Below are 26,716 nucleotides of genomic sequence, written 5' to 3' on the forward strand. Positions count from 1 at the left end.
CATGAGCAAGAAACCATCTTCCACGCAAAACAAGCCCGGCCGGGCGACCGTCGCGGACACGCCGCATGAGGACTGGTTCGCGCCGTTGAGTGATACGGCACCATGCGGCCCGGATCTCGAATACGACCATGATTTCGTGGTGCTGTTTGCCGGCGCCGCACCCAGGCGGGATGTGCAATACGGCGCATTCGTCGATTCGCCCGACCCGCTCAACTGGAGCGAGATCGAACGAGATTGTTGGCGGCTGATGACGCGAACGAAGGACATGCGCGTCGCCGTGCTGCATACGCGCTGCCGCACTCGCTTGGGCGGTGTGGCAGGTCTTGCCGATGGAACGGGGCTGCTGGCGGCCTGGTTGCAGGCGTTTCCGGAGCAGGTGCATCCGCAGGCCGATGCCGACAACGATCGTCATGCCGCGCTGGAGATGCGGATGAACGCATTGCAGGCGCTATCGGATCCGGAAGGGTTGCTGGCCGACGTGCGGGAAATCGTCCTGACACGATCGACCGCCACGCGGCTGCAGGTACGCGACGTCGAGCGTGCGTTCGCGCATCCGCGTCCGGTCGATGCGCTCGCACCCGATTCGGTCACGCTGCAGTTGCAGAACCTGCGCGAACAGCAGCCGTCGACGATGAAAGCCTTCGACGACGCGATCTCGAATCTCTCCGCCATCGATACGTGGTGTGCGACGCACCTCGACGCGTATCTACCGGATTTTTCCCCGTTGATCCGCCTGCTCCGGCGCTTTCAAGCAAGCGAACCGCGGGTCGATACCTGGTCCGACACCTTGCCTGCAGTCGCACACGAGGAATGCGATACGCCGGTGTTGGCGGCACTCGCCGAACCGGCCGCATCGCGGGCACGTCCGGATGACGAGCAGGTGGTTTCTCCAGACTCGACGCCCGTTGTTGCGCCCGCCCTCTTTGCGCCGGCGGACCGGCGGGCAGCGTTGACGTTGATTTGCGCGGCACGCCGGTGGTTCGAGACGAACGAGCCGAGCAGCCCCATTCCGGTGCTGCTTAAACGCGCCGAACAATTCGTCGGAAAGCGCTACGTCGATGTCGTCAAGGCCATTCCGCCGGAGCTTCTCGCTCAGTGGGAAGAGGCAGACGGCTCATGACTGCATCTCGCCACGGCCTGCGCGACGAGATGCAATGCGCACGCGGCGATCAGCTCTCGACATCCTCGAGACTGAACACCTCGGTCTTGTCGTTGTACGAGAAGACTTCGCCGTACCGCCCCCAGTCGATCACCGCGTCGAGCGTTTCCTCGGCCGCCTCGTCGGACAGGAAATCCTCCAGCTCCTGCTCGAAGCGCACGCGCGGCGCGCGGTGGCCCGGCCGCTCGTTCAGTACCTTCCTGATCCGCGCGGCGAGCGGCACGTGCTTCAGCAGGTGATCCGCGAACATCAGCTTGCGTTCCTGCGTACCGAATTCCGCGAACACGCGCGCAGGCGGCGTCAGGAACACATCCCCTTCCCGCACGTCCGCAAAACCGAGGTACTGCAGCACTTCAGCAATCGGGAACAGTTCGTCGACTTCCAGATGCAGCGTGCGCGCGATTTCCGGCATGTCGGCACGGCCGTGGTACGGCGCCATCGCGAGCGTTTCGATCAGGCCGGCCATCAGGTTGGTCGACACGCGCGGCATCCAGCTGCCGAGCTCGAGCCCCTTCTTCGTCGCCTCGTTGGTCTGACGCGCGGTCATCTTCGCGTAGATGTCGTCGACGAGCTTGCGGAAATCGGTGTCGAGCCGGTTGCGCGGATGCTTGAACGGCACCTTGATCTCGGCGATCACGCGGCCCGGGTTCGACGACAGCACGAGAATCCGGTCGCACATGAACACCGCTTCCTCGATGTTGTGCGTGACGATCAGCACCGACTTGATCGGCATCCGGCCTTGCGTCCACAAGTCGAGCAAGTCGGTACGCAGCGTTTCGGCCGTCAGCACGTCGAGCGCCGAGAACGGCTCGTCCATCAGCAGGATCGTCGGATCGACGACGAGCGCGCGCGCAAAGCCCACGCGCTGGCGCATGCCGCCCGACAACTCGCGCGGATACGCGTTCTCGAAACCGTCGAGACCGATCAGGTCGATCGCGGCGAGCGCACGCTCGCGCCGCTCGCGCGCGCCGACGCCAAGCGCTTCGAGGCCGGCTTCCACGTTCTGCAGCACCGTGAGCCACGGAAACAGCGCGAAGGTCTGGAACACCATCGCGACGCCTTCGGCCGGGCCGTTCAGCGGCTTGCCGAGATAGGTCACTTCCCCGCCGGTCGGCTCGATCAGGCCGGCGATGATGCGCAGCAGCGTCGACTTGCCCGAGCCGGAACGGCCGAGCAGCCCGACGATCTCGCCTTCGCGCAGCGACAGGTTCGCATCGTCGAGCACCAGCAGTTCGCCTTGCGACTTGTTGAAGCCGCGATTCACGTGCTCGACGCGCAGGATTTCTTCGCCGAGGCGCGGAGGCTGCGGCGGCTGGGACGTCTTGACGGGGGCGTTGATAACGGTCGAATTTTGCATCGCGCTTACTCTCAATCGAGACGGAGCCGGGATTCCGCATAGGCGTACATCGGACGCCACAGCAGACGGTTGAACAGGGTAACGAACAGGGACATCACGGCGATGCCGAGGATGATCTTCGGGAAATCGCCGGCGGCGGTGGTCTGCGCGATGTACGCGCCGAGGCCGTGCGCGACGACCTTCGTGTCGCCCCACTGCACGAATTCGGACACGATGCTCGCGTTCCACGCGCCTCCCGATGCGGTGATCGCGCCGGTCACGTAGTACGGGAAGATGCCGGGCAGGATCGCCTGCCGCCACCATTGCCAGCCACGGATGCGGAAATTCTTGGTGGCTTCCTTGTAGTCGTTCGGATAGGACATCGCGCCGGCGATCACGTTGAACAGGATGTACCACTGCGTGCCGAGCACGATCAGCGGCGACAGCCAGATGTCCGCGTTCAGGTGGAAGTGGACGATCACGATCACGAACACCGGGAACAGCAGGTTCGCCGGGAACGCCGCGAGAAACTGCGCGAGCGGCTGGATCTTCTCGGCCAGCGCCGGGCGCAGCCCGATCAGCACGCCGAGCGGCACCCAGATCACCGACGCGATCGCAATCAGCACCAACACGCGCAGCAGCGTGATGAGCCCGAGCACGAGCACGTGGCCGACTTCGCCCATCGTCACGCCGGTCGACACGAAGCTGACGACGCGCCACACGACGTACACCGTCAGCAGGATCACGAACGCGCCCCAGATGATGTCGCCGATGCGCGACGAGCGACGCGCCGACGCGCCGCGCGACCGCGCGCCCTTCATCGGCGGCAGGCGCAGCGGAATCCGCGCGGCCTGCGACAGCAGCCAGCCGGCCGGCACCAGCAACTGGTGGATCAGGTGCGTGCGGCGCATCATGTCGAGCAGCCACGACTGCGGCGCATCGCCGGATGCGGTGTTTTCCATCCGGAACTTGTCGGCCCACGCGACGAGCGGGCGGAACAGGAGCTGGTCATAGGCCAGGATCACGACCGACATCGCGACGATCACCCAGCCGACCGCGCCGAGGTTCTTGTCCGAAATCGCCTGCGCGAGATACGCGCCGATCCCCGGCAGCGTGATCGTCTGGTTGCCGACGGTGATCGCCTCCGACGCGACGACGAAGAACCAGCCGCCCGACATCGACATCATCATGTTCCAGATCAGCCCCGGCATCGAGAACGGCACCTCGAGCTTCCAGAAGCGCTGCCACGGCGTCAGGTGAAAGCCGCGCGACACTTCACTCAGGTCGCGCGGCACCGTGCGCAGCGACTGGTAGAAGCTGAACGTCATGTTCCATGCCTGACTCGTGAAGATCGCGAAGATCGCCGCGAGTTCTGCGCCGAGCACGCGGCCCGGGAACAGCGCGAGAAAGAACGTGACCGTAAACGAGATATAACCGAGCACCGGCACCGACTGCAGGATGTCGAGAATCGGAATCAGCACCATGCCCGCGCGGCGGCTTTTCGCGGCGAGCGTGCCGTAGACGAGCGTAAACGCGAGCGACGCGACCATCGCCGCGAGCATCCGCAGCGTGGTGCGCAACGCGTATTCGGGCAGGTTCGACGGATCGAGCGCGATCTTCTGCGTCTGCAGCACGCCGATCGGCGCCATCGTCTGGTGAAAACCGACGATCGCCATCGCGAGTATGCCGATGATCAGCGGAAACGCGACGGCGTCCCAGCGATTGGGGAGCACGCGCCACGCGGACGCGTTGGCGGTGCGGTTCGGGTCGAAGAAACTGAGATCCATCGGTAGCGTCTTGTGTCGAATTGAAAGTCGATGGGTCCGGCCGCATCCCGCGCGGCCGGGCGTCGCGCCCCCCGGCGCGAATCAGAAGAGCATCAGAAAAGCCCGTGCAGCGCCCAGTACAGCGCGGCCGACAGCGCGATCGACGCGGGCAGCGTCAGCACCCATGCGAGCACGAGGTTGCGCACCGTGTCCCAGCGCAGGCCCGCGCCGCTCGCCGTCATCGTGCCGGCCACGCCCGACGCGAGCACGTGCGTCGTCGATACCGGCAGCCCGTATGCGTCGGCCATGCCGATCGTCAGCATCGCGACGGCCTCGGCCGACGCGCCCTGCCCGTACGTGAGATGCGATTTGCCGATCTTCTCGCCGACCGTCACGACGATCCGCTTCCAGCCGACCATCGTGCCGAGTCCGAGCGCGATCGCGACCGCGACCTTCACCCACGTCGGGATGAATTTCGTCGCGCGGTCCATCTGCTTCTTGAACGCGTCGAGCGCGCTCGCGTCCTCGACCGAGAACGCCGGCGCCTTCGCCTTCTCCATCAGGCGGATCGCCTCGGACGCGACGTACATGTTGTTGCGCACGTTGTCGACGAGGTTCTGCGGCACGCTCGAGATGCCGCCTGCCTGCGCGACCTGGTCGGCGATCGTGTCGGTGAGCTTGCCCAGCGCGGGCAGCGTCACGGGCGTCAGCTTGTGCGTGCGCACGTACGTCTCGACGTCGGTGCGCGGGTCGGCGGACTGAGCGGCCGGGTCGGCGTACTTGACGAGTGTCGCCGACGCGTGGCGCGCGACCGCGACGAACGTGCTCGTCTGGTCGGGTGTCACGGCCTTGTTCAGCGCGTAGGCGGTCGGCATCACGCCGATCAGGATCAGCATGATCAGGCCCATGCCCTTTTGCCCGTCGTTCGAGCCGTGCGCGAACGACACGCCGGTGCACGTCAGAATCAGCAGCAGGCGGATCCAGAACGGCGGCGGCTTGTTGCCCTTCGGCTCCTGGTACAGCGCCGGCACGCGCACGAGCGCCTTCAGCAGCAGCAGCACCAGTGCGGACAGCACGAAGCCGATCAGCGGCGAGAACAGCAGCGCCTTGCCGACGCCGAGCGCCTGGTTCCAGTCGACGCCGCTCGTGCCCGACGGGCCGCTGACGATCTGGTTCATCAGGCCGACGCCGATGATCGACCCGACGAGCGTGTGCGAGCTCGACGACGGCAGCCCGAAATACCAGGTCGCGAGGTTCCACGTGACGGCCGCGATCAGCAGCGAGAACACCATCGCGAAGCCCGCGCCGCTGCCGACCTGCAGGATCAGCTCGACGGGCAGCAGCTGCACGATGCCGAATGCGACGGCGCCGCTCGACACGAGCACGCCGAACAGGTTCCAGAGCCCCGACCAGACCACCGCGAGATGCGGGTCGAGCGAATGCGTGTAGATGACGGTCGCGACCGCGTTCGCGGTGTCGTGAAAGCCGTTCACGAACTCGAAGCCGAGCGCGATCAGCAGCGCGACGATCAGCAGCAGGAACGGGAGGATCGAGCTTTCCTTGACCGGGCTGAGGTCGGCGCTCAGATGAATCCCGACATAGACGATGCCGAAGGCAATGATCAGGAAAAACAGCGCGAGGCTGATGGTGCGCGTGCGATGGCTGACCGCACCGCTGGTTTCCGTTGCCGCGAGATTCGGCATGAAGGTGGCTCCGGACAGGTGACTCGGTGTCGCAGGCTATCGGGCGGTCATGACGCAAATGTGACGTGTCACTTACAGGACATTGACAGGTCGCCCTTCAACCATCGTTCATCGCCTCGCAGGCCGCGGGCGCTCGTGTCCGGCCTCGTCACGCGCGGGAATATTCGCGGGAATAAAACCGCCGCTTCGCCGGTATGGCACACGAAGGCGCCGGTTTTTTCCAGGACGATCCGGCCGTCCGGTTTCGTCATACGATTGCGAGGCTCCCATGTCTTCATCGAATCCCACCCGCCCGTCGCGCCGCAAGGCCCTCCAGTGCATGGCCTTCGGCGGGCTCGGCACGCTGTTTACGCTGTCGGGCGGCATCCTGACGCCGTTCGACCTCGCGCTCGCGCAGACCGGCGACGCGCGCCCGGCCGACGCCGGCAAACCGCTGTTCGTGCAGATCAGCGACACGCACATCGGCTTCAACAAGGAAGCCAATCCCGACGTGTCGGCCACGCTGCGGCAGACGATCGACCTCGTCAACGGGATGCCGTCGATGCCCGCGCTGGCCATCCACACCGGCGACATCACGCACCTGTCCAAAGCCGAGGAGTTCGACCACGCGTCGCAACTGCTGTCCGCGCTGCGCGTGCCGGAACTGCACACGGTGCCCGGCGAGCACGACGTCACCGACGGTTCGGGCGCCGAATATTTCGGCCGGTTCGGCAAGGCGTCGGACAATCGCGGCTACTACAGCTTCGATCACGCGGGCGTGCACTTCATCGGCCTCGTCAACGTGATGCATTTCAAGCCGAACGGGCTCGGCAGCTTCGGCGACGACCAGCTCGCATGGCTCGCGCAGGATCTCAAGGGCCGCTCGTCGAGCACGCCGATCGTCGTGTTCTCGCACATGCCGATGTGGACCATCTACGAGCCGTGGGGCTGGGGAACCGGCGACGCGCCGCAGACGATGGCGCTGCTGCGGCGCTTCGGCTCGGTCACGGTGCTGAACGGGCACATCCACCAGATCGTGTCGAAGGTCGAGGGCAACATCACGTTCCATACCGCGCGCTCCACCGCGTTCCCGCAGCCGACGGCCGGCAACGGCCCGGGGCCCGTGCCGCTCACGGTACCGCACGACCGGCTGCCGGCGATGCTCGGCGTGACGACCGTCGAATTCGCCGGCCATCCGGTCTCGTCGTCGCTGCATGACGCCACGCTGGCCTGACCGATACACAAGGAGACCGACATGACCCGCTTCAAGCAATCCAAGATCATCGCGGCGCTGATCCTGTGCTCGGCCGCCGCCGGCACGCCGCTCGCCGCGTTCGCGCAGGGCCCGGACGGCCCGCTCGTGACGATCCGCAATTTCATGTTTTCGCCGATGTCGACCACGATCAAGGCCGGCACGACGGTCACGTGGAAAAACCTCGACGGCGAACCGCACACCGTCGTCAACGACGCCGGCATCTTCCACTCGTCGGCGCTCGACCAGGGCGACACGTACTCGTTCCGCTTCGACAAGCCGGGCGTCTACAAGGTGTTCTGCGGGATTCATCCGTACATGAAGGAGACGATCACCGTCGAATGACGCGGCCCGCCACGAAACGCGCGGACGAGCGGCCGGTGGCACGAGCCTACAATGACCACCGTCCCATTCGCCCGCGTGGCAGACGGAGCCGCCCATGCCCAGGATCGACATCAGCGCCGTGCCCGAACGCCTGGGTAGCGGCTATCCGCGGCCGTTCGACGCGCCATGCGCGCAGCGCATCCGCCAGCGCCTGGGCGATGCCGGCGGGCTGCGCGATTTCGGCGTCAACCTGATGCGCGTGCCGCCGGGCGGCTGGTCCAGCCAGCGTCACTGGCACGCCGACGAAGACGAATTCGTCTACGTGCTCGAGGGCGAGCTCGTGATGATCGAGGACGGCGGCGAGACCGTGCTGCGTGCGGGCGACTGCGCGGCATTTCCGAAAAACTCCGGCAACGGCCATCACCTGGTCAACCGGTCGGACGCGCCCGCCGTCTATCTCGAAGTCGGCTCGCGCTCGCCGGACGACGTGATCACCTGCCCGGACATCGACATGATGAGCCCGAGCCGCGACGGCCGGTTCCTGCACAAGGACGGCACGCCTTACCCGGACGCGTAGCGCTGCGCGGCGAGCGATCCCCCGCTGCCGATCGCCTAAACTGAAACGAGCCGTTCGGACCCGACCCACCGTCACACGCAGCGAGGCAAGCCATGACCGCTAGCCAGCCGGCACGCATGAACCTTCCCGGGCAAGTCGTGCTCGTGCTCCAGGGCGGCGGCGCACTGGGCGCGTTCCAGCTCGGCGTCTTCCAGGCAATGGACGAAGCCGGTATCCGGCCCGACTGGGTGGTGGGCACGTCGATCGGCGCGATCAACGCGGCGCTGATCGCCGGCAATCCGCCGGAGCAGCGCTACGAGAAGCTGCTGGCGTTCTGGCAGCGCGTGACCGAGCGGACCCGTTTCGACGTTCCGCCGCTGGTGCCCGGCTGGGACAAGACGCTGGCAGAGCTGATGATCATCAGCGGCGGCATCGCCGGATTCTTCCAGCCCAATCCGGCGTCGTGGCTCGGGCCGATGGTGCGCCTCGGCGTCGATCGCGCGTCGTACTACCGGATCGCGCCGCTGCGCGACACGCTCGCGTCGCTGATCGACCCGGACCTGCTGAACGCGGGCCACCCGCGCCTGACCGTCAGTGCGGTCAATGCGTGCACCGGCACGATGCGCTATTTCGATTCGCGCGATACGCCGTTGGGGATCGAGCACATCATGAGCTCGGGCGCGTTGCCGCCCGCGTTTCCGGCGATACGGATCGACGGCGCGCCGTACTGGGATGGCGGCGTGTATTCGAATACGCCGGTCGAGGTCGTGCTCGACGACAACCCGCGCCGCAGCTCGATCATCTTCTCGGTGCAGATGTGGAATCCGGCCGGCCCCGAGCCCGAAAGCATCTGGCAGGTGTCGGAACGGCAGAAGGACATCCAGTACGCGAGCCGCACCGACAGCCACATCGCGCGCCAGCAGCAGATCCATCAGCTGCGCCACGTGATTCGCGAACTGGCGCGGCACGTGCCGGAAGCCGAACGCGCGTCGCCGGCCGTGCGCCGGCTCGCCGCGTGGGGATGCGAAACGACGATGCACCTGATCAAGCTCGCAGCGCCGCGGCTCGCCGGCGACAATCAGTTGAAGGACATCGATTTCACGCCGACCGGCATCGCGGCCCGCCGGCAGGCCGGCTACGAAGCGACGAAACGGGCCATTGCCGCGCGGCCGTGGGACATGCCGACCGACCCGACCGAAGGATTGACGGTATTCGATCCGGACGCACCCGCTCCGGTCGCCGAAAAACCGGCATGACGCGCGGCGCCGCGACCGCGCCCCAATCCGATCCGGTCCGTGCGCTCAGGCCCGCCCGGCTTGCAGGCGTGCGCGGCCGGCCGCGCTCACCTCGACCTCCGCCGCACCGCCCGGCTCATGGCGTCGCACCACGTAGCCGCGCGCACAGGCTTCCTCCCACACCGGCAGGCGCGGGCACGACGTGCGCCATGCATCGATCACCTCGTCGTAGGGCCGCACACCGGGCCCGATCCATTCGAGCAGGTCGAGGATCAGCGGCTCGATCGATGCCGCGTCGCGGGCGAGCACGTCCGGGTTGACGACGTGAATCGGCTGCCCGGCCGCATACGCGACGATCTGGTCGAATACATCGGAGAACTGGGTTTCGTATTCGTCCTCGGTCACGTAGCCGATATGCGGCGTGCACACGACATTGGGCAAGCGCAGCAACGGATGCCCGGGGTCGCGCAGCGGCTCGGTGTCGTAGACGTCCACCGCCGCCATCCCGGGCCGGCCGGCCTGCAAGGCCGCTTCGAGCGCGCCCGGTTCGACGAGGCCCGCGCGGCTCGTGTTCACGAGCAGCGCGTCGGGTTTCATCCGGCCCAGATCGTCCGCCGTCACGATGCCGCGCGTGGCCGGCACGAGCCGCATGTGCAGCGAAAGCACGTCGCACGCTTCGAAGAATGCCTGCCTGGACGATGCCGTCGCCCAGCCGTCGTCGCGAGCGCGCTGCAGCGACGCCTCGCGCGCCCAGACCTGCACGTTCATGCCGAACGCGGCGCCGTAGCGCGCGACTTCCGCACCGATCCGGCCGTAACCGTAGATACCCAGCGTGCGCCCGCGCAGCGTCCGTCCGACGCCGATCTGCCAGCGGCCGGCCTGCAGCGCGCGCATCTGCTGCGGAATCTGGCGCATCGCGGCCAGCACGAGGCCCCACGTGAGCTCGGCGGCCGCATAGGAAGGCGTGCCCGCGTGCTGGTTCGACGACACGATCACGCCATGCCCGGTGCATGCGTCGATGTCGATGTGCGGATAGACGCTGCGCTGGCTGATCAGCCGCAACTTCGGCAGCCGCGCGATCAGCGGCGCGCGAATCTGCGTGCGTTCGCGGATCAGCACCAGCACTTCGGTGTCGCGCAGGCGCTCGGCCAGCGCGTCGACGTCCTGCACGTGATCGGTCCAGATCGTGACGTCGTGCCCGTCGAGCTTGCGAAAGCTCGGCAGCGTGCGCAGCGTGTCGAAATAATCGTCGAGGATCGTGATGTTCATGGGGAGTGCTCCAGGCAACGCCGTCATCCTGAACCGCGAACGAACGATCGGGAAATGAATTTATCTTCCCGATTCCTTCATTTTTTTGATCGATCCACGCGCGCCGTCGCGCTCACTGCCCCGCGGCACGCACGACCGGCGCCGTGCCGGCGACGACCGGACACGACGGCGGCAACGCCTGGTCGAACAGCACGGCCAGCCCGCACGCGGACGTGAACATGCCGAGATTGTCGTGCCCGACGCCCGGCACTTCGACGACGTGCTGCGCAAGATCGGACGGGTGCCGCTTCTTCAGGTATTCGAAATACGCGAGCCCGCGCGCGAGCCGGTAAGGGCCTTGCGCCATCGCCGCGCACGAGCGGTCGATGAAATGCGTGTACGGGTTCGTATCGGCCTGGCCGAGCAGGTACACGACGTTGCGCGCGACATAGCGCGTTTCGAGCTCGCCCGCGTCCTGCGACGCCACGTAGGGCGGCGCCGACTTCAAGCCGTATTTCCATTGCGTCGCGCCCGGACACGCGCCGCCCGCGAGCACCTGGCCGGCCGGCCGCTCGTCGTCGAAATACAGGTAGCTCGACGGATTCGCGACCACGTAGCGCACGGCGATGCCGGCATGCGCCAGCGCGTCGCCTTCTCGCCCGGCCACCGCGTAGCGCTGCAGCAGTTGCGCGCCGGCGGAATGCCCGATCACGACCACCGTCGTCAGCGCGGGGTACAGACTGCGATCGGCGAAATGCGCGAGCAATGCGTCGAGCGCGGCGAACGAACTGACCGGGCCCGGCTGGCGGGCCGGCTCGCCGCCCTTCCATCCTTCCTGCGTCCACGCGAGCGTTCGGGCGTCCAGCGAGAATGCGCGCGTATCGGCGCGCGTCAGGAATTGCGGCGCGACGACCATCGTGCCGTTGCCGGCCGCGCCGGCTTTCTCGACGACCTGGCGCCCGGACGCGTAATACGCGTCGGCATTGCGCAGCGTGCCGTGAATCACGACGAATACGCGCGTGACGTCGGGCGCGGCCTTGTCGAGCGGATGGTCCGCGTAGACCGGCAGCGCCGCGCTGCCCTGCGGCGTATCGACGGCCACGCGCTGGTCGGCGACGGCCTTGACCGGCGCTTCGAGGCGTTCGCGCTGCGTGGCCGCCGCGGCCGGGGCGCGGCGCCCAGCATCCCGGCCGCGGCACCGGCTGCCGCGAGCGGAACGACGCATGACAGCGTGCGGACGGCCGGCAGCACGCGCGAGGGCCGGATTCGGTCGAAAACGACGGAAATGAGCGACATGGTGGCGAACCTGTTTTGACGGTTTGACTTTAACGGCGATAGTCGCAGAATCCGTCGCGCGCTTGCCGATCTTTTGCGCAAACGGGTTCAGTCGGCCGGTTCGGACACGCGCCCGGCGTCGGCCCGCGTTGCACGCCCGGCGCTACGCGGCGCGCTCGCGCCGCCCGCCGGCGGCAATCCGTCGGGAGCGGCGGCGAGCAACGGCCGCTCGGGGTGCACGAACAGCCACAACACCGCGCCGCACGCCGCCGCGGCGCCGATCACGATCATCCCGCTGCCCCAGCTACCCGTGACCTTGACGACCAGCGCAAGCGTCATCGGGCCTGCGACGTTCGACAACGCACCCCACACGTTCGTCCAGCCCGACATCACGCCGGCGAACGGCCGCCCGAGATCCTGCGCGGCCGACCACACGACCACCTGCACGAACCCGACGGCCGCAAACGACAGGCACAGCAGCGCGATAACCGCCGCGATCGCGTCCGCGCGCGACGCCGCGGCCAGCGCGAGCGCGCTCACGACAAATCCCGCGATCGCGACCGGCGTGCGCGCCCAATAGATCGAGCCCGTTTTCCGGAGCAGCCGATCGCTGACGGTTCCGGCGACGAATACGGCCGCGAACACGGCAACCCACGGCAACGACGCGTACAGCCCCATCGCCTTCAGCGACAGCCCGCGTGCGCGCATCAGGTAGGTCGGCAGCCACGTCGTGTAGAAGCTCTGGATCAGCACCAGCAGGAAGTACTGAACACCGAAGATCCAGAAGCGCCACAACCGCAGGCAACGCACGAGCGAACCCGACACGTCGGCCTGGTCGGGCGGCTGATCGGCCGCGATGGTGTCGGCCTCGGCCTTCGTGATGAGCGGGTGCGACGCAGGCGCGTCGCGGTAACCGAACCACCAGATCGCGCCGAGCAGCAGGCCGAGTGCGCCGAACCCGTAGAACACGGCGTGCCAGCCGAAGTGCACGATGGTCCATGCGGTGAGCGGCGCCGACACGATCGGGCCCAGATACAGGCCTGCGAGCAGCACCGCGTTGCCTTTCGCACGCTCGCCGGTCGGAAACCAGCGCTTGAGTGCGACGACGCTGCTCGACCAGTCGGCCGACTGCGCGCCGCCGAGCACCAGCCGGCAACCGAACAGCCAGGCGAACGAACCGCCGAGCGGCGTGACGATCATCATCAGCGACCACAGCGTGCTCGTGCCGAACAGCACCTTGCGCGACCCGAAGCGTTCGGCCGCCCGCCCCGCCGGAATCTGGCCGATCGCATAGGCCCAGAAATAGACGGTCAGGATCATCGACATCTCGACGATCGACAGGCCGAGCTCGGACTGGATCGTCGGCGCGGCCACGGCCATCGCCGCGCGATCGAGCGTCATCACGAAGGTCAGCGGCGCGACCAGGAATGCGACGATCTTCCAGCGGAGGTGATTGACGGTGCGCGGCATCGTGCGGTTTTCCGGAGCATTCGACTCGTCGGGATCAAGCCGTGCCGTGAGCGTACGCGCCGACGAATGCGCCGCCCGGCATCACGTCAGCCGGATACGTCGCACGTCCCGCGCCGCATCCGCTGCACGATCGCCGCGAGTTCGCCGATATGCGCGGGCACCGCCTGCTTGCCCGCGCGGGCCCACGCGTCGAACGACGTCATCCCGCTCACCGCGCCGACGAACGGCACGCCCGCGCGATCGGCCGCCTGCGCATCCACCGCATGGTCGCCCACGTAGATCGCGTCGGCTGCCGGCAGGTCGAGCCGATCGAGCGCGAGCACGAGCCCTTCCGGGTCCGGCTTGTGACGCTGCACGTCCTCCCCGCCGATCAGCACGTCGACCTGCGATTGCAATCCGTTCAGCGCAAGGATCGCTTCGATCCGGTAGCGAAACTTCGACGACACGATCGCAATCGCGAGGCCCTGCTCACGCAGTTGCGCAAGCAGCGGCGGAACCTCGGGATAGATGCGGGTGCCATGCACCATGATCTCGTCGGCGCGCGCCACGAAATGCTGCGCGAACGCGTCGGCTCGCGCCGGTTCGGTGTCGTCCGTCAACGAACGGAACATTTCCTGCAACGGCAGCCCGATGACGGCAGCGATCTGCGCATGCGTCGCGCCGGAGGCATCAAGCCGATGCAACGCGTACTCCGTGCACTCGATGATCGCGGCGGAAGAATCCGCCAGCGTCAGGTCGAAGTCGAATATGACAGCGCGAACAGACATGAATGAACTCCGGCAAACAAAAAATGACTCACGCGTGACGCATGAGCCGCAATGATGTTGCGATGCGCGCCCGTGTGCCGAACGCTCAACGCGACTGCCCGGATTGCTCGCGCTCGGCTGCATCGAACCCGTCCGGATCGCGCTTTGCCCACTGCCTTGCCCACCCCAGCAACGGCTGAAGCGCCGCTTCGAGCCGGCGGCCTTCGGCGGTCATGCAATAGCCGCCATCCCCATGCTCGACGAGGCCCGACGCCTTGAGCTCGGCGAGCCGCGTGTTGAGCAGGCGCGCGTTCGTTTCGCAGGCTTCCTGCAACGCGCGGAACGTCAGCGGCGGGCCGCGCAGTTCCCACAGGATGCGCAGCGCGGTGCGCCGCCCGAGCAGATCCAGCACGACCATGATGGGCCGCCCGGTTGTCGATCCGCGAACACGTTGTCCGATTCTTGGCGTAGTCATGCTGTACTTTTTAAAGCAACCGCCTGCCCCTGTCAATGGATCGCCACACTAGCGTAATGATGCTCGCCATCCGGATTTCATGCTTTACTTTTTAAAGCACGATGCCTACGCTTTGACTCATGCCTCACCTCATGCACGGGAGTTCACATGACTCAGCGTATTGCGAGCGCATCGCCGCCTTTCGAGCCCGAGATTGCAGCTTCGATCGAACGGATCATGCGCGGCCGGCCGCCGCTGCGGCTCTTCACGACGATGGCGCGCGATACGCGCCTGTGCACGAAGTTCTTTGCCGCCGGCCTGCTGGACAAAGGCCATCTCGACATCCGCCAGCGGGAAATCGTCATCGACCGCACCACCGCGCTGTGCCGGTCCGAATACGAATGGGGCGTGCATGTCGCCGTGTTCGCGCAGGCGGCGGAATTCAGCGACGAGCAGATCCGGTCGCTGGCCCACGGCTCGGCGCAAGACACATGCTGGCGTGACGAAGAGCGGCTGCTGATCCGGATGTGCGATGCGTTGCATCGGCAATGCGATATCGACGATGCACTGTGGAACGCGTTGCACCGGCACTTCAGCGACGAGGCCCTGCTCGAGCTGCTGATGCTCGCGGGCTTCTACCGGACAGTGAGCTACCTCACGAACGCGCTGCGCCTGCCGCCCGAAGCGAACGCCGCGCGGTTTCCTTCGTGAGCGTCGATCCGGCGGGGAAACAGCGGCGCAAGCGTCACGATTCACTCCGCCGCGCCCGCGTCTTCTCGAGCCGCCAGTGCATGATCTCGTCCGCGCCGGGGCCCGGCTCCACCCGCAGGTCAGGCAGGTCGAGCAGCCTGCCCGTCTCGGCATCGACCAACGCCAGCCGCACCGCATGCCCCGAGTGCGCGTCCGTGAACCTGAGCGGCGGCGCCTTCGATTCCGCCAGCCCCCATGCGTCGCCAACCTGCGCGAGCGCCATCAGCACGATGCCGATGTCGCGGCCGCGCGGCGTCAGATGGTATTCGTACCGATCGGGGCGCGACTGATACAGCCGGCGCTCGACCAGCCCCTTGCCTTCGAGCGCCTTCAGCCGGTCCGACAGCGTTGCATGGGTCACGTCCGTCGACTGGCGAAGGTCGTCGTAGCGCGCCAGCCCGAGCGCCAGATCGCGCACGATCAGCATGCTCCATCGATCGCCGAGCGCGTCGAGCACGCTGGCGATCGAACAGGTCATGCCGTCAAAACTCTTGGATTTCATCGCGAATCACCTTTCCTGACTTCGGCGCGCGACACATGTGCGCACGCGCGGCGCTCATCGTATCGCATCCGGCAACGCTTGACGGCGCGCTGCCGGACACTTACTCTAATAATAAGAGTTAGTTGAATCCTGTCAGTCCATCCTTTCGGAGATTCGCGCATGAAGCAAGAAGCTCGAGGTGTTGTACTCGTGACCGGCGCGTCGTCGGGCATCGGCGCCGTCTATGCCGATCGCCTCGCCGCTCGCGGGCACGACCTGATCCTGGTCGCGCGCCGCCATGAACGGCTCGCGACGCTTGCCGACCGGCTCCGGTCGGCATACGCATGCGACGTGCAGACCGTCGCCGCCGACCTGTCGAGTGATGACGGCGTCGCGCTGATCGAGGCGCTGATCGACCGCACCGCCCGCCTCGCGGGCATCGTCAATGCCGCCGGCCTCGGCGCGTTGGGTCTGTCGGCGTCGGTCGATCCCGCCGCCGTCGACGCGATGATCCGGGTCAATGTGCTCGCGCTGACCCGGCTCTCGCTGGCGGCCGCGCGCCGCTTCGGCGAGGCCGGGCGAGGGATGATCGTAAACATCGGCTCGATCGTCACGCTGATGCCCGTGCCCGGCGCGGGCGGATACAGCGGCTCGAAAGCGTACGTGCTCAATTTCACGCGCGCGCTGCACGCCGAGCTTGCGCCGCGCGGCGTCGCGGTTCAGGCCGTCATGCCGGGGCCGGTGCGCACGGAATTCTTCGGCGACACGCCGGCGCCCTTTCCGGACGCGCTGTTCATGACGCCGGAAACGCTCGTCGACACCGCACTGCATGCACTGGATCACGCGGAATCCGTCTGCTTTCCGACGCTCCACGATCTCGGCGCATGGCAGCAGTTCGAAGGCGCGCGCAGCCGCCTCCTCACCGCCGTCACGCAGGACGGCCTGCCTGCCGCGCGCTACGCCGCCGCCTGAGCCGTCGCCCGCTTCCAATCCCGTCAACAGGAGAACCCGCATGCCGCTCTGGAACATCTACCACCCCGAAAACGCCTATACCGACGCCGACAAACTCGAGATCGCCGATCGCATCGTCGGCTTCTACGACGGGTTCCTGCCGCGCTTCTACGTGAACGTGTTGTTCCAGTCGCTGCCGCCCGCGTCGTTCCTGATCGGCGGCAAGCCGACCGGCGACTTCGTGCGGATCCGGGTCGATCACATCGCACGGCAGATCGAGGACCCGGCGGAGCAGGCGCGGTTCATGACCCATGTCGGCCAGCGCCTGGCGCCGTTCATCGGCGAGCGCGGCCTGCGCTGGGAAATCCATATCGGCGAAACGCCGTTCGGGCTGTGGACGATCGAGGGGCTGCGCCCGCCCCGGCCGGGCACGCCGGCCGACCTCAAATGGCGCACGGAGAACCGGCCGTCGCCTTACTGAGGTACGCGACATCCGCGCGTCGCCCCTGCGATTCACGAATGGAGGCATTGCCATGATTACCGAAATCGTCTTCTTCAAGCTGCAAGCCGACGTCGATGTCCCCACGCTGCAGGAACGGTATGAAAGCACCGCGGCGAAGTGGGCGCAGAACCCGGACTTGCTGCACAAGTGGTACTTCTACGACGCGCAAACGCACGAAGGCGGCGGCGTGTACGTGTGGCGCACGCGCGAAGCCGCCGAGCGCTGGCACGGCGACGAGTACAAGGCGATGGTCGAGCGGGTTTACGGGCATCCGCCGGTGATACGCGTGCTCGATACGCTCGCTCATGTCGATGCGGTACGGGGGCGGTACAGGATGGTCGACAGGACGAATTGAAGACCGGGCGGGACGCGATTCGGCGCGGTGCCGCCCGGTCTCCAGCGCATTCGCGTGGTCTGTCCCCTGCGACTTCGGCCCATCACTGGGGCACGCATAAACGGTCGCACCCCGATAACCGGCTAACGCGGGCGGCAACCGTTCATGCGTCGCAACACGATTTCCCCTGAGAAAACGTAGCGAGACTTATTCGGGCTGCCAGATATTGCCCGTCTCGATCGCTATCAACCCCATAGCCAACAGTGCTTTCAAAACGTATCGTCAAAATACGATATAAGATTCGCCCATCGACGATACCCGTTCGCCTGACCGACACACCCACCCCATCCATGCCGACCGAAATCGACATCGACGCGATCCTGAAAGCGCTCTCGAACCCCGTCCGCCGGGAAATCCTCGTCTGGCTGAAAACGCCCGGCGCGCATTTCCCGCAACAGACGCTGCCGTATGACCACGGCGTCTGCGCGGGCCAGATCGACGCGCGCTGCGGGCTGTCGCAATCGACCGTCTCCGCGCACCTCGCGACGCTGCAGCGCGCGGGGCTCGTGACGTCGACGCGGATCGGCCAGTGGGCGTTCTTCCAGCGCAACGAGGCCGTCATCGACGCATTTCACGACGCTTTGCGCCGCGATCTCTAGTCAACCGGCCGTATCGGCCATGCGGGCCCGCGTTGCACATGACGCGACGGCGCGCCCGCCTTTCGTGAAGAGGTTATCTGCCATGCCCACGCTGTTCGACCCCGTTACCCTCGGCGAACTCGCCCTGCCGAACCGCATCGTGATGGCGCCGCTCACCCGCTCCCGTGCGGGCGCGACGCGCGTGCCGAACGCATTGATGGCCCGCTATTACGCCGAACGCGCATCGGCCGGCCTGATCATTACCGAAGCGACGTCGGTCACGCCGCAGGGCGTCGGCTACGCGGACACGCCCGGCATCTGGTCCGACGAACAGGTCGCAGGCTGGAAGCAGGTCACGCAGGCCGTGCATGCGGCCGGCGGGCGCATCGTGCTGCAGCTGTGGCACGTCGGCCGGATCTCCGATCCGGTGTTCCTGAACGGCGACCTGCCGGTCGCGCCGAGCGCGATCGCCGCGGGCGGTCACGTGAGCCTCGTGCGTCCGCAGCGCCCGTACGTGACGCCGCGCGCGCTCGAACTCGACGAGATCCCGGGCATCGTCGCCGCATACCGCAAGGGTGCGGAGAACGCGAAGGCGGCCGGCTTCGACGGCGTCGAGATCCACGGCGCGAACGGCTACCTGCTCGACCAGTTCCTGCAGGACAGCACCAATCGCCGCACCGATGCGTACGGCGGCCCGATCGAGAACCGCGCACGCCTGCTGCTCGAAGTGGTCGATGCCGCCATCGACGTGTGGGGCGCCGGCCGCGTCGGCGTGCACCTCGCGCCGCGCGGCGACGCGCACACGATGGGCGATTCCGATCCGGCGGCGACGTTCGGCTATGTCGCGCGCGAACTCGGCCGCCGCAAGATCGCGTTCATCTTCACGCGCGAATCGTATTCGGGCGACCACTTGAGCCCGCGCCTGAAGGAAGCGTTCGGCGGCCCGCTGATCGCGAACGAGCAGTTCACGCTCGACACCGCGCAGGCTGCGCTCACGAACGGCAGCGCCGATGCGATCGCCTGGGGCAAGCTGTTCATCGCGAACCCCGACCTGCCGCGCCGCCTCGAACTCGGCGCACCGCTCAACAAGCCGGTGCCGGAGACGTTCTACGCCGAAGGCGAAACGGGCTACACCGACTATCCGGCGCTGAGCGACGCGGCCTGACGCCCGGGCAGCGCGTGTTCAGGCGTGCACGTCCGCACACATGAACACGCGCTGCGTCTCGTCGAGCCCGAGCGCGACGTGATGCGCGCGGATCGCGCGCAGCGTGTCGTCGAGCGACGCGTCGTCGACGATCCGGAAACCGAGGCGCGCGTAATACGGCGCATTCCACGGCGCGTCGCGGAACGTCGACAGCACGACCTGCGCGATGCGCTCCTGCGCCGCGCGCGCCGTCACCTGTTCGATCAGGCGCGCGCCGATCCGCTGTCCGGCATGCGACGGCGCGACATCCAGTTCCTCCAGATACAGCCGCTGCGCATCGAGCAGCCGGTAGAACGCGAACCCGACGCATGCGCCCTGCGCATCGACCGCGACATACGCGCGCCCGCCATCGATGCGCGCGAGCACGTCGGCCGCATCGGTCGGCTCGCCGTCGGCGATGTCGATCATGCCGATCTCGCGAAACCGCTGCGCGGCGGCGACTTCCACGGCGGCCATCGCGGCCGCGTCTTCCCGCGTGGCGGGGCGAATCAGGATCGATGCAGTCATGACGTCAATACAGGCAGGCAATCGGGAGCGGCCGTCACTATAATCGAAACCTCATACGTTTCGAACACCCGCCCACGAGGTCCGTCATGACGTTGTCCGCGCTCGCCGTCTTCGCCTTCGCCCTGCTGGTCACCGCCGGCACGCCCGGCCCGGGCGTCGCCGCGCTCGTCGCGCGCGTGCTGACGAACGGCGTGCGGGACGTGCTGCCGTTCCTCATCGCAATGTGGCTCGGCGAGGCCGTATGGCTCACGGTCGCGGTCGCAGGGCTGTCCGCGTTCGCGCGCACGTTCGAGACGGGCCTGATCGTGCTGAAGCTGCTCGGCGTCGCGTACCTGCTGTTCCTCGCGTGGAAGATGTGGACCGCGCCGACCGATACGGGCGCGGACGACCTGCCGCGCGGCCAGTCGCCGTGGCGCATGTTCGTCGCGGGCCTGCTCGTCGCGCTCGGCAATCCGAAGATCGTCGTTTTCTATCTCGCGCTGCTGCCAACCATCATCGACCTCACGCACGTCGGCGTGACGGCCTGGGCCGAACTGGTCGGCACGATGCTCGCGGTCCTGATCGTCACCGACTGCATCTGGTCGCTGCTCGCGTCACGCGCGCGGGCGTTCCTGACGTCGGCGCGCGCGAAGCGGATCGCGAACCGCACGAGCGCCGCTGCTATGGCCGGCGCGGCCGTGGCGATCGCGACGCGGTAGCCCGCCGGCGTCCGACCGGCGATCCGCAACGGCAGTCCGATCCTTGCCCCGGAGGGATTCACCGTGAAAACCTGGTTATCGGCCGTCCTGCTCTGCCTGTCCGCCACGGTCGCGCATGCGGCCGGCATCAAGTTCGTCCGGATTCCTGCCGATGCCACCGGCCCCGAAATGAAGGCGGTCGTGTGGACGCCCTGCGCGGACGCCGCGCAGACGCTCACGGTCGGGCCTTTCGAATTGAAAGGCCTGCGCGATTGCCCGACCCTCGGCGACAAGCTGCCGCTCATCGTGATCTCGCATGGGCACGGCGGCACGCCCCTCGGCCATCACGATCTCGCGGAAACGCTCGCCGACGCGGGTTATGTGGTCGCGGCCATCAACCACCCCGGCGACAACGCGCTCGACATGAGCCGCGCGGCCGACATTCAGGAGTTCGTCGAACGCCCCGTCGACATCAAGCGCCTGGTCGACTACATGCTCGCCAACTCGGCCGACGCCACCCGAATCGATCCCGCCCGGATCGGCTTCTTCGGCTTTTCGCGCGGCGGCTATACGGGCCTCGTGCTGGCCGGCGCCAACCCGGATTTCGTGCATGCGGAGGTCGCCTGCCCGGACCCGACCTGGCCGATCTGCAGGCAAATCCGCAACGGCGACGTGCCGAAAGCGCCGCTGACGCACGATCCGCGCATCAAGGCTTACGTGCTCGCCGATCCATTCGACGAATTCCCGACCGCCGATACGGTGAAGAATGTCCACGCACCGATCCAGATCTGGGGATCGGAGGCGGGCGGCGACGGCGTCGAGCCGGCCACCATCCCCGCGCTGGCCGGCCTGCTGCCGCAGCGGCCGGAATTCCACGTCGTGCGGAACGCTGCGCATTTCGCGTTCATCGCGCCGTGTTCCGACGCGTTGAAAAAAATGGCGCCGCGCGTGTGCGTCGACGCCGGCGGATTCGATCGCGTCGCCTTTCACCAGACGCTCGACGCGAAGGCGCTCGCGTTCTTCCGCGCGAACCTGCACTAACAGCGAAACGGCCGGCGCCACGCACCCGGCGCCGGCGCGTGATCGTTGCATTCGATCAGCGCGCGCACGAGCGCCCAGTCGTCGTCGTCGCAGAAGTCGAGCAGCATCGCGCCGCACGGGCCGCGCTGCTCGCGCAATCGTTCGGCCAGCCGCGCGTGGATGCCTTGCACACGGCCGTCGCCGTGCGCGACCACGAACGGATTCGCGCCCATCCCCGTTCCGCTGCAGAAATTGATCGCCCAGCGGCCGCTGTCCGGCGACGGCAGGTGCGTCAGCAACGCATCGATCGCCCGCCACTTCCAGCCGATCGACGCGGCCACCGGCACGCGATATTCGTCCTGGATCACGAACGCGCCATCGGGATGATCGATCGCGAAGGTCGCGTTGTCGGGCCACGCAGTCAGGTCGATGCCGAGCGGCCGGCTGCCGCGAAAACGCCGCAGCAGCACGATCGCGCCGCGCACGTCGCCGAGCGCCGGCAACGCGCCACCCGCGTGCCAGCGCAGCCGCGGATGCCGCGCGCGATGCGCGTCGAACGTCGCGTCGAAGGCACGCGTGCACGCGTGCGCCGGCCATTCGTCCTTCACCGACATCACGATGCATTCGCGCGGATGGGCGTCGAGAAAACGCGTGCAGCTGGCCAGCACATCGTCGAACGTCATGCCGAGCGCGATACCGCCGTGATGGATGTCGAACGCGTCGCGCACGTGCCGGCAGCGGATGTCGAGCAGCCGCACGCCGTGCGCGAGCTGCGCATCGAGCGGCGCGCGCTGCGTGCGCACGAGCCGATCGTCGACCGTATACGCACAGGTGTCATGACTGCCCGGTAGGGTCAGCGTATGCAGCGGCCGCGCGTCGTCGAGCGCCGACATCCAGTCGGCAGACGGCATGCACGTATCGTGGCTCGAAGGAATCATGAATCGATGAATGACAAGGAAAGAAAACCGTGGGTGACCGCGTCGGACGTCGCGGTGCGGGCCGGCGTCTCGCGCTCGGCGGTGTCGCGCGCGTTCTCGCCGACGGCGAGCATCGCGCCGCAGACGCGTGAACGCGTGATGGTCGCGGCGCGCGCGCTCGGCTACCAGGTCAACCTGATCGCGCGCGACATGATTACGCAGCGCAGCAGCATGATCGGCGTCGTGACGGCCGGGTTCGAGAATCCGTTCCGCGCGCGGCTGCTGTCCGACCTGATGGCCGCGCTCGGGCAGCGCGCGCTCACGCCGCTCGTGACCAACGCGGAAGATCCGCGCCAGGTCCGGCAATCGCTCGAACAGTTGCTCAGCTACCGGATCGCGGGCCTCGTGATGACGTCCGCATCGCCGCCGCTGTCGGTGGCGCAGCAGTATCTCGAACACCGGATTCCCGTCGTGATGATCAATCGCGACGCGAACCTGCCGGGTGCGGACGTCGTCGTCAGCGACAACGCGGCGGGCGCCGTCCATGCGGCGCAGCGGCTCGTGCGGGCCGGCGCGCGCCGGCTCGCGTTCGTCGGGCCGCGCGGCGCGAGCTACAGCGCGCGTGCGCGCGCCGATGCGTTCGAGCATGCGATCGGGCGCGGTGACGCGTTCGATGCCGCGCTCGCGCGCGTGCTCGACACGCCGTCCGACACCCACGCGTGCGGCGTCGACGCCGCGCGGCAGCTGTTCGCGGCCGGCGAGCGCCCGGATGGCGTGTTCTGTTCGTCCGACCTGCTCGCGCTCGGCTTGATCGACGCCGCGCGCAACGAATTCGGGCTGCACGTGCCGGACGACCTGCGCGTGATCGGCTTCGACGACATCCCGGCCGCCGAATACGACGCGTATCGGCTCACGACGCTCCGGCAGGACACGCGCGGCCTCGCGCATGCGGCAATCGACATGCTCGCCGACCGGATGCAGACCTTCGACGGCCCGTCGCGCACGCGCGTCGTGCCGGTGACTCAAGTCGTGCGGCACAGCTGCGAATAAGAACAAGAACGCGGGATCAGGCGCGGCGCGGCCGCGCGTCACTTCAACCCGCCCGCGAACCCGCGCAGCAGGTAACGCTGCACATAACCGGCCACGGCCAGCGTGGGCAGCGACGCGAGCAACCCCGCGCTCATCAGGTCGCCCCAGTCGATGCCGTTCTCCGTCACGTATCCGGCAATCGCGAGCGGCAGCGTGAAGCGGCTCGGCGTCGACACGAACAGCAGCGCGAGCAGGAACTCGTTCCACGCGGCGATGAACACGAAGATCGCGGTTGCGATCAGCCCGGGCGCGCACAGCGGCAGCACGATCTGCACCAGCCGCCGCGCCAGCCCCGCACCGTCGATGCAGGCCGCTTCTTCATATTCGATGGGCACGTCGCGCACGAACGCGAGCAGCATCCAGATCGCCATCGGCAGCGCATAGATCTGATACGCGAGCATCAGGCCAAACGTCGAGTCGAGCAGGTGCAGCCGCTTCGCGAGCGCGAACAGCGGCACCGCGATCGTGATCGGCGGCATCAGCTTCAACGCCAGCACGAGCACCAGGAACAGCAGGTCGAGCCGCGCCGGAAACCGCAGCCGCACGAGTGCGTACGCGGCCGGAAACGCGAGCGCCAGCGCCAGCAGCGTCGTGCCGAATCCGACCAGCAGCGAATTGACGAGCGGCGCGCCGATGCCGTTGGACCACACCGACGCGAAATGATCGAAGGTCGGCGCGGCCGGCCAGATCCGCAACGGATGATCGAGGCGTTCGAGCGTCGGCATGAACGCCGCACCGGCCATCCACAGGCACGGCAGCAGCAACAGCGCGAGCGCGGCGATGCGCAGCGCCCACGGCATCGCGCGACCGAATGCGGCGCCTGCTCGTGCGCGCGTGATGCCCGCGGGTTGCGCGATCATGCGCGCCGCTTGCGAACCGTCTGCCATACGTACCCCGAAACCAGCAGCGCGGACGCCGCGAGCATCAACACCGACGCGGCACTCGCCGGCCCGACGTTGAAGAAGCGGAAGCCCGTGTCGTAGATATAGGTCGACAGTGTCTGCGTCGCGTTGCCGGGGCCGCCGCCCGTCAGCGCATAGACCTTGTCGAACAGCTTGAACGTGTCGATCGAGCGCAGCAGCAGCGCGAGGCCGATCTGCGGCGCCGCGAGCGGCAGCGTGATGTCGCGCAGGCACTGCCACTCGCTCGCGCCGTCGGTGCGCGCGGCTTCGTACAGCTCCTGCGGAATCGACTGCAGCCCCGCGAGCACGATCAGGAACGCCATCGGCGTCCACTGCCACACGTCGACGAGCGCGAGCGACCACAGCGCGAGATGCGGATCGGACAGCCAGCGCACGCCTTCGATGCCGAACCCCGCGAGCAGCGCGTTCAGGAAGCCGTCGAAGTTGAGCCAGTTGCGCCAGATCGCCGAGCACACGAGCGTGGACAGCATCATCGGCAGGATCGCGAGCGGCAGCGCGATGCGCCGCCCCGGAAACGCGCGCACGAACAGCAGCGCGAGGCCGAAGCCGAGCGCGACTTCGGCGAGCGACGCCACGATCGTGAAGCGCAGCGTGTTGCCGAAGCCGGCCGTGAACGCGTCGTCGCCGAGCACCGCGCGATAGTTCGCGAGCCCCGCGAACGCGCGCCGTCCGGCCGCGTAATCGACCTGGCAGAACGAATCGATCAGCACCTGCGCGACCGGATACAGCGCGAGCGCGGCGAGCACCAGCAACGCGGGACCGAGCAGCGCGACGAACGGCAGGCTGCGGCCGAATGATTTCATGCGCGGGTTCCGGACAACGTATCGAGGCGAGCCGTCACTTGCCGGCCGCGGCCGTCGCCTGCGCGATCTTCTGCTGCGCCTGACGCAGCGCGGCGTCCGGCGCGGCCTGCCCGGTCAGCGCGAGCTGCAGCTGGTCGCCGAGAATGCTCTCGACCTGCTGCCAGTCCTTCACGCGCGGCCGCGCACGGCCGGCCTCGAGCGCCTTCAGCTGATCGGGATACCAGCGGTACTGGCGCACCAGCGCCGGATCGGCGAACACGCTGCGGCGGGTCGGCGGAATGCCGATTCCGGCGAGGCGCGTCTGCGTGTCGCGGGAGGTCAGGTACGCGAGGAAATCCTGCGCGAGCTTCGCGTGCGGCGCATCCTTCGGAATGCCCATCTGCCAGATGCCGAGCATCGGTGCCGGGCCGGCGGTCTGCCCGGGCGGCGGCTGCAACGCGATCTGCCCGACCACGCGCGACTGCTTCGGATCGTCGAGCGCCGGCACCCACGCAGGCCATACCTCGATCGACTGCGCGGCCGTGCCGCGCTGCAGCGCATCGCGCACTTCCGCCGCGCCGTACACGTCGACGTCCTTCGGCGCGGACGCCTTCAGCGCGAGGAACGTCTTCAGCGCGGCCTGCGCCTCGCGCGAATCGATCGTCACGTTGCCGGCATGGTCGAACACGTCGCCGCCGTAAGCCCACAGGATCGGCAGGAAGCCCGTCACGACCGGGTTGCCCTTCGTGCCGCGGAACACGACGCCCGACACGCTCTTGTCCGCGCCGCCGATGGTCTGCGCGATCTTCAGCACGTCGTCCCAGTTGCGCGGGGGCTGCAGCTTGTATTTCGCGAGCAGATCCTTGCGGTACGCGAACATCTCGACGTTGCCGACGATCGGCAGCGCATACAGCGCACCGGCCGCGTTGCGGCCGAGCGCGACGGCGGACGGCACGAGATCGGCGTCCGCGAGCGACGCGGGCAGCGGCTTCAGCCAGCCGTTGCCGATGAATTCGGGCGCCCACGTGTCGTCCATCATCACGAGGTCGTACGCGCCGGTGCTTTCGCGCATCGACAGCTTGAGCTTCTGGTACAGGTTCGCGTTCGGCAGCTTGAGCAGCTCGATCTCGGTGCCCGGGTGCAGCTTGTTGAAGCCGGCGACGGCGTCGGCCAGCCCCTTGCCGTAGATGTCGTCGCGGCCCGCGATGACGAGATCCGCGGCCACGGCGTGCGTGGCGGCAAAGGACAACGCAAGGGCGGCGGACAGCGCGCGCAGGCGGCTCAGCAGGGTCATGAGGTCTCTCTCGTTCGGCGTGGTGGCGGGACGGCCATGCGTTGCACACGTGTGCAACGCGGGCGGCGTTGCTGGCCGCCTGATGCGAACGCCATTGTTCACGCCGATCGTTAAGAATTTATGGCACGCGGCGGAAGAATCCGC

At 67.5% G+C, this 26,716-nt stretch carries 27 protein-coding genes and 1 pseudogene; 14 read left to right on the plus strand and 14 right to left on the minus strand.

Translation table 11 applies throughout. The features are described 5' to 3' along the window. Window position 1: 1 nt before the first annotated feature. Complete coding sequence (locus BBJ41_RS23380) at window positions 2-1,120, plus strand: type VI secretion system protein TssA (protein ID WP_069748652.1); 1,119 nt, start codon at window positions 2-4, stop codon at window positions 1,118-1,120. 49 nt (window positions 1,121-1,169) lie between these two features. On the opposite strand, the gene BBJ41_RS23385 is transcribed toward BBJ41_RS23380, so the two are convergent. From BBJ41_RS23385 to BBJ41_RS23395, 3 genes are all read right to left on the minus strand, one after another. Then, window positions 1,170-2,516 (minus strand): ABC transporter ATP-binding protein, encoded by a 1,347-nt coding sequence (locus BBJ41_RS23385; RefSeq protein WP_069748653.1) that lies wholly within the window; start codon window positions 2,514-2,516, stop codon window positions 1,170-1,172. An 11-nt stretch (window positions 2,517-2,527) separates the two neighbouring features. Continuing rightward, on the minus strand, window positions 2,528-4,282 hold the full coding sequence (locus BBJ41_RS23390) for an ABC transporter permease (RefSeq protein ID WP_069748654.1): 1,755 nt from the start codon (window positions 4,280-4,282) through the stop codon (window positions 2,528-2,530). A gap of 92 nt (window positions 4,283-4,374) precedes the next feature. After that, the gene (locus tag BBJ41_RS23395) at window positions 4,375-5,964 is read right to left on the minus strand and encodes an inorganic phosphate transporter (protein ID WP_069748655.1); all 1,590 of its coding nucleotides are present in this window, start codon (window positions 5,962-5,964) and stop codon (window positions 4,375-4,377) included. Between the two features lie 268 nt (window positions 5,965-6,232). Between BBJ41_RS23395 and BBJ41_RS23405 the strand changes: the two genes are divergently transcribed. From BBJ41_RS23405 to BBJ41_RS23420, 4 genes are all read left to right on the plus strand, one after another. Further along, window positions 6,233-7,177, plus strand: coding sequence for a metallophosphoesterase family protein (locus BBJ41_RS23405; protein ID WP_069748657.1), 945 nt, complete (start codon window positions 6,233-6,235; stop codon window positions 7,175-7,177). 21 nt (window positions 7,178-7,198) lie between these two features. After that, on the plus strand, window positions 7,199-7,540 hold the full coding sequence (locus BBJ41_RS23410; RefSeq protein ID WP_069748658.1) for a cupredoxin domain-containing protein: 342 nt from the start codon (window positions 7,199-7,201) through the stop codon (window positions 7,538-7,540). Between the two features lie 94 nt (window positions 7,541-7,634). Continuing rightward, window positions 7,635-8,096, plus strand: a complete 462-nt coding sequence (locus tag BBJ41_RS23415) for a cupin domain-containing protein (protein WP_069748659.1) — start codon at window positions 7,635-7,637, stop codon at window positions 8,094-8,096. Between the two features lie 92 nt (window positions 8,097-8,188). Then, window positions 8,189-9,331 (plus strand): patatin-like phospholipase family protein, encoded by a 1,143-nt coding sequence (locus BBJ41_RS23420; RefSeq protein WP_069748660.1) that lies wholly within the window; start codon window positions 8,189-8,191, stop codon window positions 9,329-9,331. Between the two features lie 279 nt (window positions 9,332-9,610). On the opposite strand, the pseudogene BBJ41_RS23425 reads toward BBJ41_RS23420, so the two are convergent. The 5 genes and pseudogenes from BBJ41_RS23425 to BBJ41_RS23450 all read right to left on the minus strand — a co-directional run. Next, window positions 9,611-10,579 (minus strand): annotated as a pseudogene (locus BBJ41_RS23425) (D-2-hydroxyacid dehydrogenase family protein); the annotation flags it as partial. Between the two features lie 112 nt (window positions 10,580-10,691). Continuing rightward, window positions 10,692-11,783 carry an alpha/beta fold hydrolase gene (locus tag BBJ41_RS23430; protein ID WP_236872136.1) on the minus strand — a complete coding sequence of 364 codons (1,092 nt, stop codon included), beginning with the start codon at window positions 11,781-11,783 and terminating at the stop codon, window positions 10,692-10,694. 158 nt (window positions 11,784-11,941) lie between these two features. Next, window positions 11,942-13,303: an MFS transporter gene (locus BBJ41_RS23440; RefSeq protein WP_069748664.1), complete on the minus strand. Its 1,362-nt coding sequence runs from the start codon at window positions 13,301-13,303 to the stop codon at window positions 11,942-11,944. Window positions 13,304-13,389: 86 nt separating this feature from the next. Further along, window positions 13,390-14,070: an HAD family hydrolase gene (locus BBJ41_RS23445; RefSeq protein ID WP_069748665.1), complete on the minus strand. Its 681-nt coding sequence runs from the start codon at window positions 14,068-14,070 to the stop codon at window positions 13,390-13,392. A gap of 85 nt (window positions 14,071-14,155) precedes the next feature. Next, window positions 14,156-14,467 (minus strand): winged helix-turn-helix transcriptional regulator, encoded by a 312-nt coding sequence (locus BBJ41_RS23450; RefSeq protein ID WP_232036265.1) that lies wholly within the window; start codon window positions 14,465-14,467, stop codon window positions 14,156-14,158. A gap of 204 nt (window positions 14,468-14,671) precedes the next feature. On the opposite strand from BBJ41_RS23450, the gene BBJ41_RS23455 reads away from it, so the two are divergent. Then, window positions 14,672-15,214, plus strand: coding sequence for a carboxymuconolactone decarboxylase family protein (locus BBJ41_RS23455; RefSeq protein ID WP_069748667.1), 543 nt, complete (start codon window positions 14,672-14,674; stop codon window positions 15,212-15,214). 34 nt (window positions 15,215-15,248) lie between these two features. Here the strand turns inward: BBJ41_RS23455 and BBJ41_RS23460 are convergent, their stop codons facing one another. Then, window positions 15,249-15,755, minus strand: a complete 507-nt coding sequence (locus BBJ41_RS23460) for a winged helix-turn-helix transcriptional regulator (RefSeq protein ID WP_069748668.1) — start codon at window positions 15,753-15,755, stop codon at window positions 15,249-15,251. A 159-nt stretch (window positions 15,756-15,914) separates the two neighbouring features. Between BBJ41_RS23460 and BBJ41_RS23465 the strand changes: the two genes are divergently transcribed. The 5 genes from BBJ41_RS23465 (at window position 15,915) to BBJ41_RS23485 (ending at window position 19,324) form a co-directional block, all read left to right on the plus strand. After that, window positions 15,915-16,706, plus strand: a complete 792-nt coding sequence (locus BBJ41_RS23465; RefSeq protein ID WP_069748669.1) for an SDR family NAD(P)-dependent oxidoreductase — start codon at window positions 15,915-15,917, stop codon at window positions 16,704-16,706. Between the two features lie 40 nt (window positions 16,707-16,746). Then, window positions 16,747-17,166, plus strand: coding sequence for a tautomerase family protein (locus tag BBJ41_RS23470; protein WP_069748670.1), 420 nt, complete (start codon window positions 16,747-16,749; stop codon window positions 17,164-17,166). A gap of 52 nt (window positions 17,167-17,218) precedes the next feature. After that, on the plus strand, window positions 17,219-17,542 hold the full coding sequence (locus BBJ41_RS23475; RefSeq protein WP_069748671.1) for a YdhR family protein: 324 nt from the start codon (window positions 17,219-17,221) through the stop codon (window positions 17,540-17,542). Window positions 17,543-17,871: 329 nt separating this feature from the next. After that, window positions 17,872-18,180: an ArsR/SmtB family transcription factor gene (locus BBJ41_RS23480; protein WP_069748672.1), complete on the plus strand. Its 309-nt coding sequence runs from the start codon at window positions 17,872-17,874 to the stop codon at window positions 18,178-18,180. Between the two features lie 82 nt (window positions 18,181-18,262). Continuing rightward, the gene (locus tag BBJ41_RS23485) at window positions 18,263-19,324 is read left to right on the plus strand and encodes an alkene reductase (protein ID WP_069748673.1); all 1,062 of its coding nucleotides are present in this window, start codon (window positions 18,263-18,265) and stop codon (window positions 19,322-19,324) included. 18 nt (window positions 19,325-19,342) lie between these two features. On the opposite strand, the gene BBJ41_RS23490 is transcribed toward BBJ41_RS23485, so the two are convergent. Beyond that, window positions 19,343-19,870, minus strand: coding sequence for a GNAT family N-acetyltransferase (locus BBJ41_RS23490; RefSeq protein WP_069748674.1), 528 nt, complete (start codon window positions 19,868-19,870; stop codon window positions 19,343-19,345). A gap of 86 nt (window positions 19,871-19,956) precedes the next feature. Here BBJ41_RS23490 and BBJ41_RS23495 point away from each other — a divergent pair, with 86 nt between their 5' ends. After that, window positions 19,957-20,568, plus strand: coding sequence for a LysE family translocator (locus BBJ41_RS23495; RefSeq protein ID WP_069748675.1), 612 nt, complete (start codon window positions 19,957-19,959; stop codon window positions 20,566-20,568). A 63-nt stretch (window positions 20,569-20,631) separates the two neighbouring features. After that, the gene (locus BBJ41_RS23500; protein ID WP_069748676.1) at window positions 20,632-21,588 is read left to right on the plus strand and encodes an alpha/beta hydrolase family protein; all 957 of its coding nucleotides are present in this window, start codon (window positions 20,632-20,634) and stop codon (window positions 21,586-21,588) included. On the opposite strand, the gene BBJ41_RS23505 is transcribed toward BBJ41_RS23500, so the two are convergent. Continuing rightward, on the minus strand, window positions 21,585-22,505 hold the full coding sequence (locus BBJ41_RS23505; RefSeq protein ID WP_156814850.1) for a phosphatidylinositol-specific phospholipase C: 921 nt from the start codon (window positions 22,503-22,505) through the stop codon (window positions 21,585-21,587). The genes BBJ41_RS23500 and BBJ41_RS23505 overlap by 4 nt on opposite strands. Before the next feature lie 6 nt (window positions 22,506-22,511). On the opposite strand from BBJ41_RS23505, the gene BBJ41_RS23510 reads away from it, so the two are divergent. Continuing rightward, window positions 22,512-23,534, plus strand: coding sequence for a LacI family DNA-binding transcriptional regulator (locus tag BBJ41_RS23510; protein WP_069748677.1), 1,023 nt, complete (start codon window positions 22,512-22,514; stop codon window positions 23,532-23,534). 38 nt (window positions 23,535-23,572) lie between these two features. On the opposite strand, the gene BBJ41_RS23515 is transcribed toward BBJ41_RS23510, so the two are convergent. From BBJ41_RS23515 to BBJ41_RS23525, 3 genes are read right to left on the minus strand one after another with little or no spacing between them, the layout of a single operon-like run. Further along, window positions 23,573-24,433 (minus strand): carbohydrate ABC transporter permease, encoded by an 861-nt coding sequence (locus tag BBJ41_RS23515; RefSeq protein ID WP_069750339.1) that lies wholly within the window; start codon window positions 24,431-24,433, stop codon window positions 23,573-23,575. Continuing rightward, on the minus strand, window positions 24,430-25,299 hold the full coding sequence (locus BBJ41_RS23520; RefSeq protein ID WP_069748678.1) for a carbohydrate ABC transporter permease: 870 nt from the start codon (window positions 25,297-25,299) through the stop codon (window positions 24,430-24,432). The genes BBJ41_RS23515 and BBJ41_RS23520 overlap by 4 nt, the downstream gene beginning before the upstream one ends. A gap of 34 nt (window positions 25,300-25,333) precedes the next feature. Continuing rightward, window positions 25,334-26,572, minus strand: coding sequence for an ABC transporter substrate-binding protein (locus BBJ41_RS23525; protein ID WP_069748679.1), 1,239 nt, complete (start codon window positions 26,570-26,572; stop codon window positions 25,334-25,336). Window positions 26,573-26,716: the final 144 nt, after the last annotated feature.

This window comes from Burkholderia stabilis (genome assembly GCF_001742165.1).
GTDB lineage: Bacteria > Pseudomonadota > Gammaproteobacteria > Burkholderiales > Burkholderiaceae > Burkholderia > Burkholderia stabilis.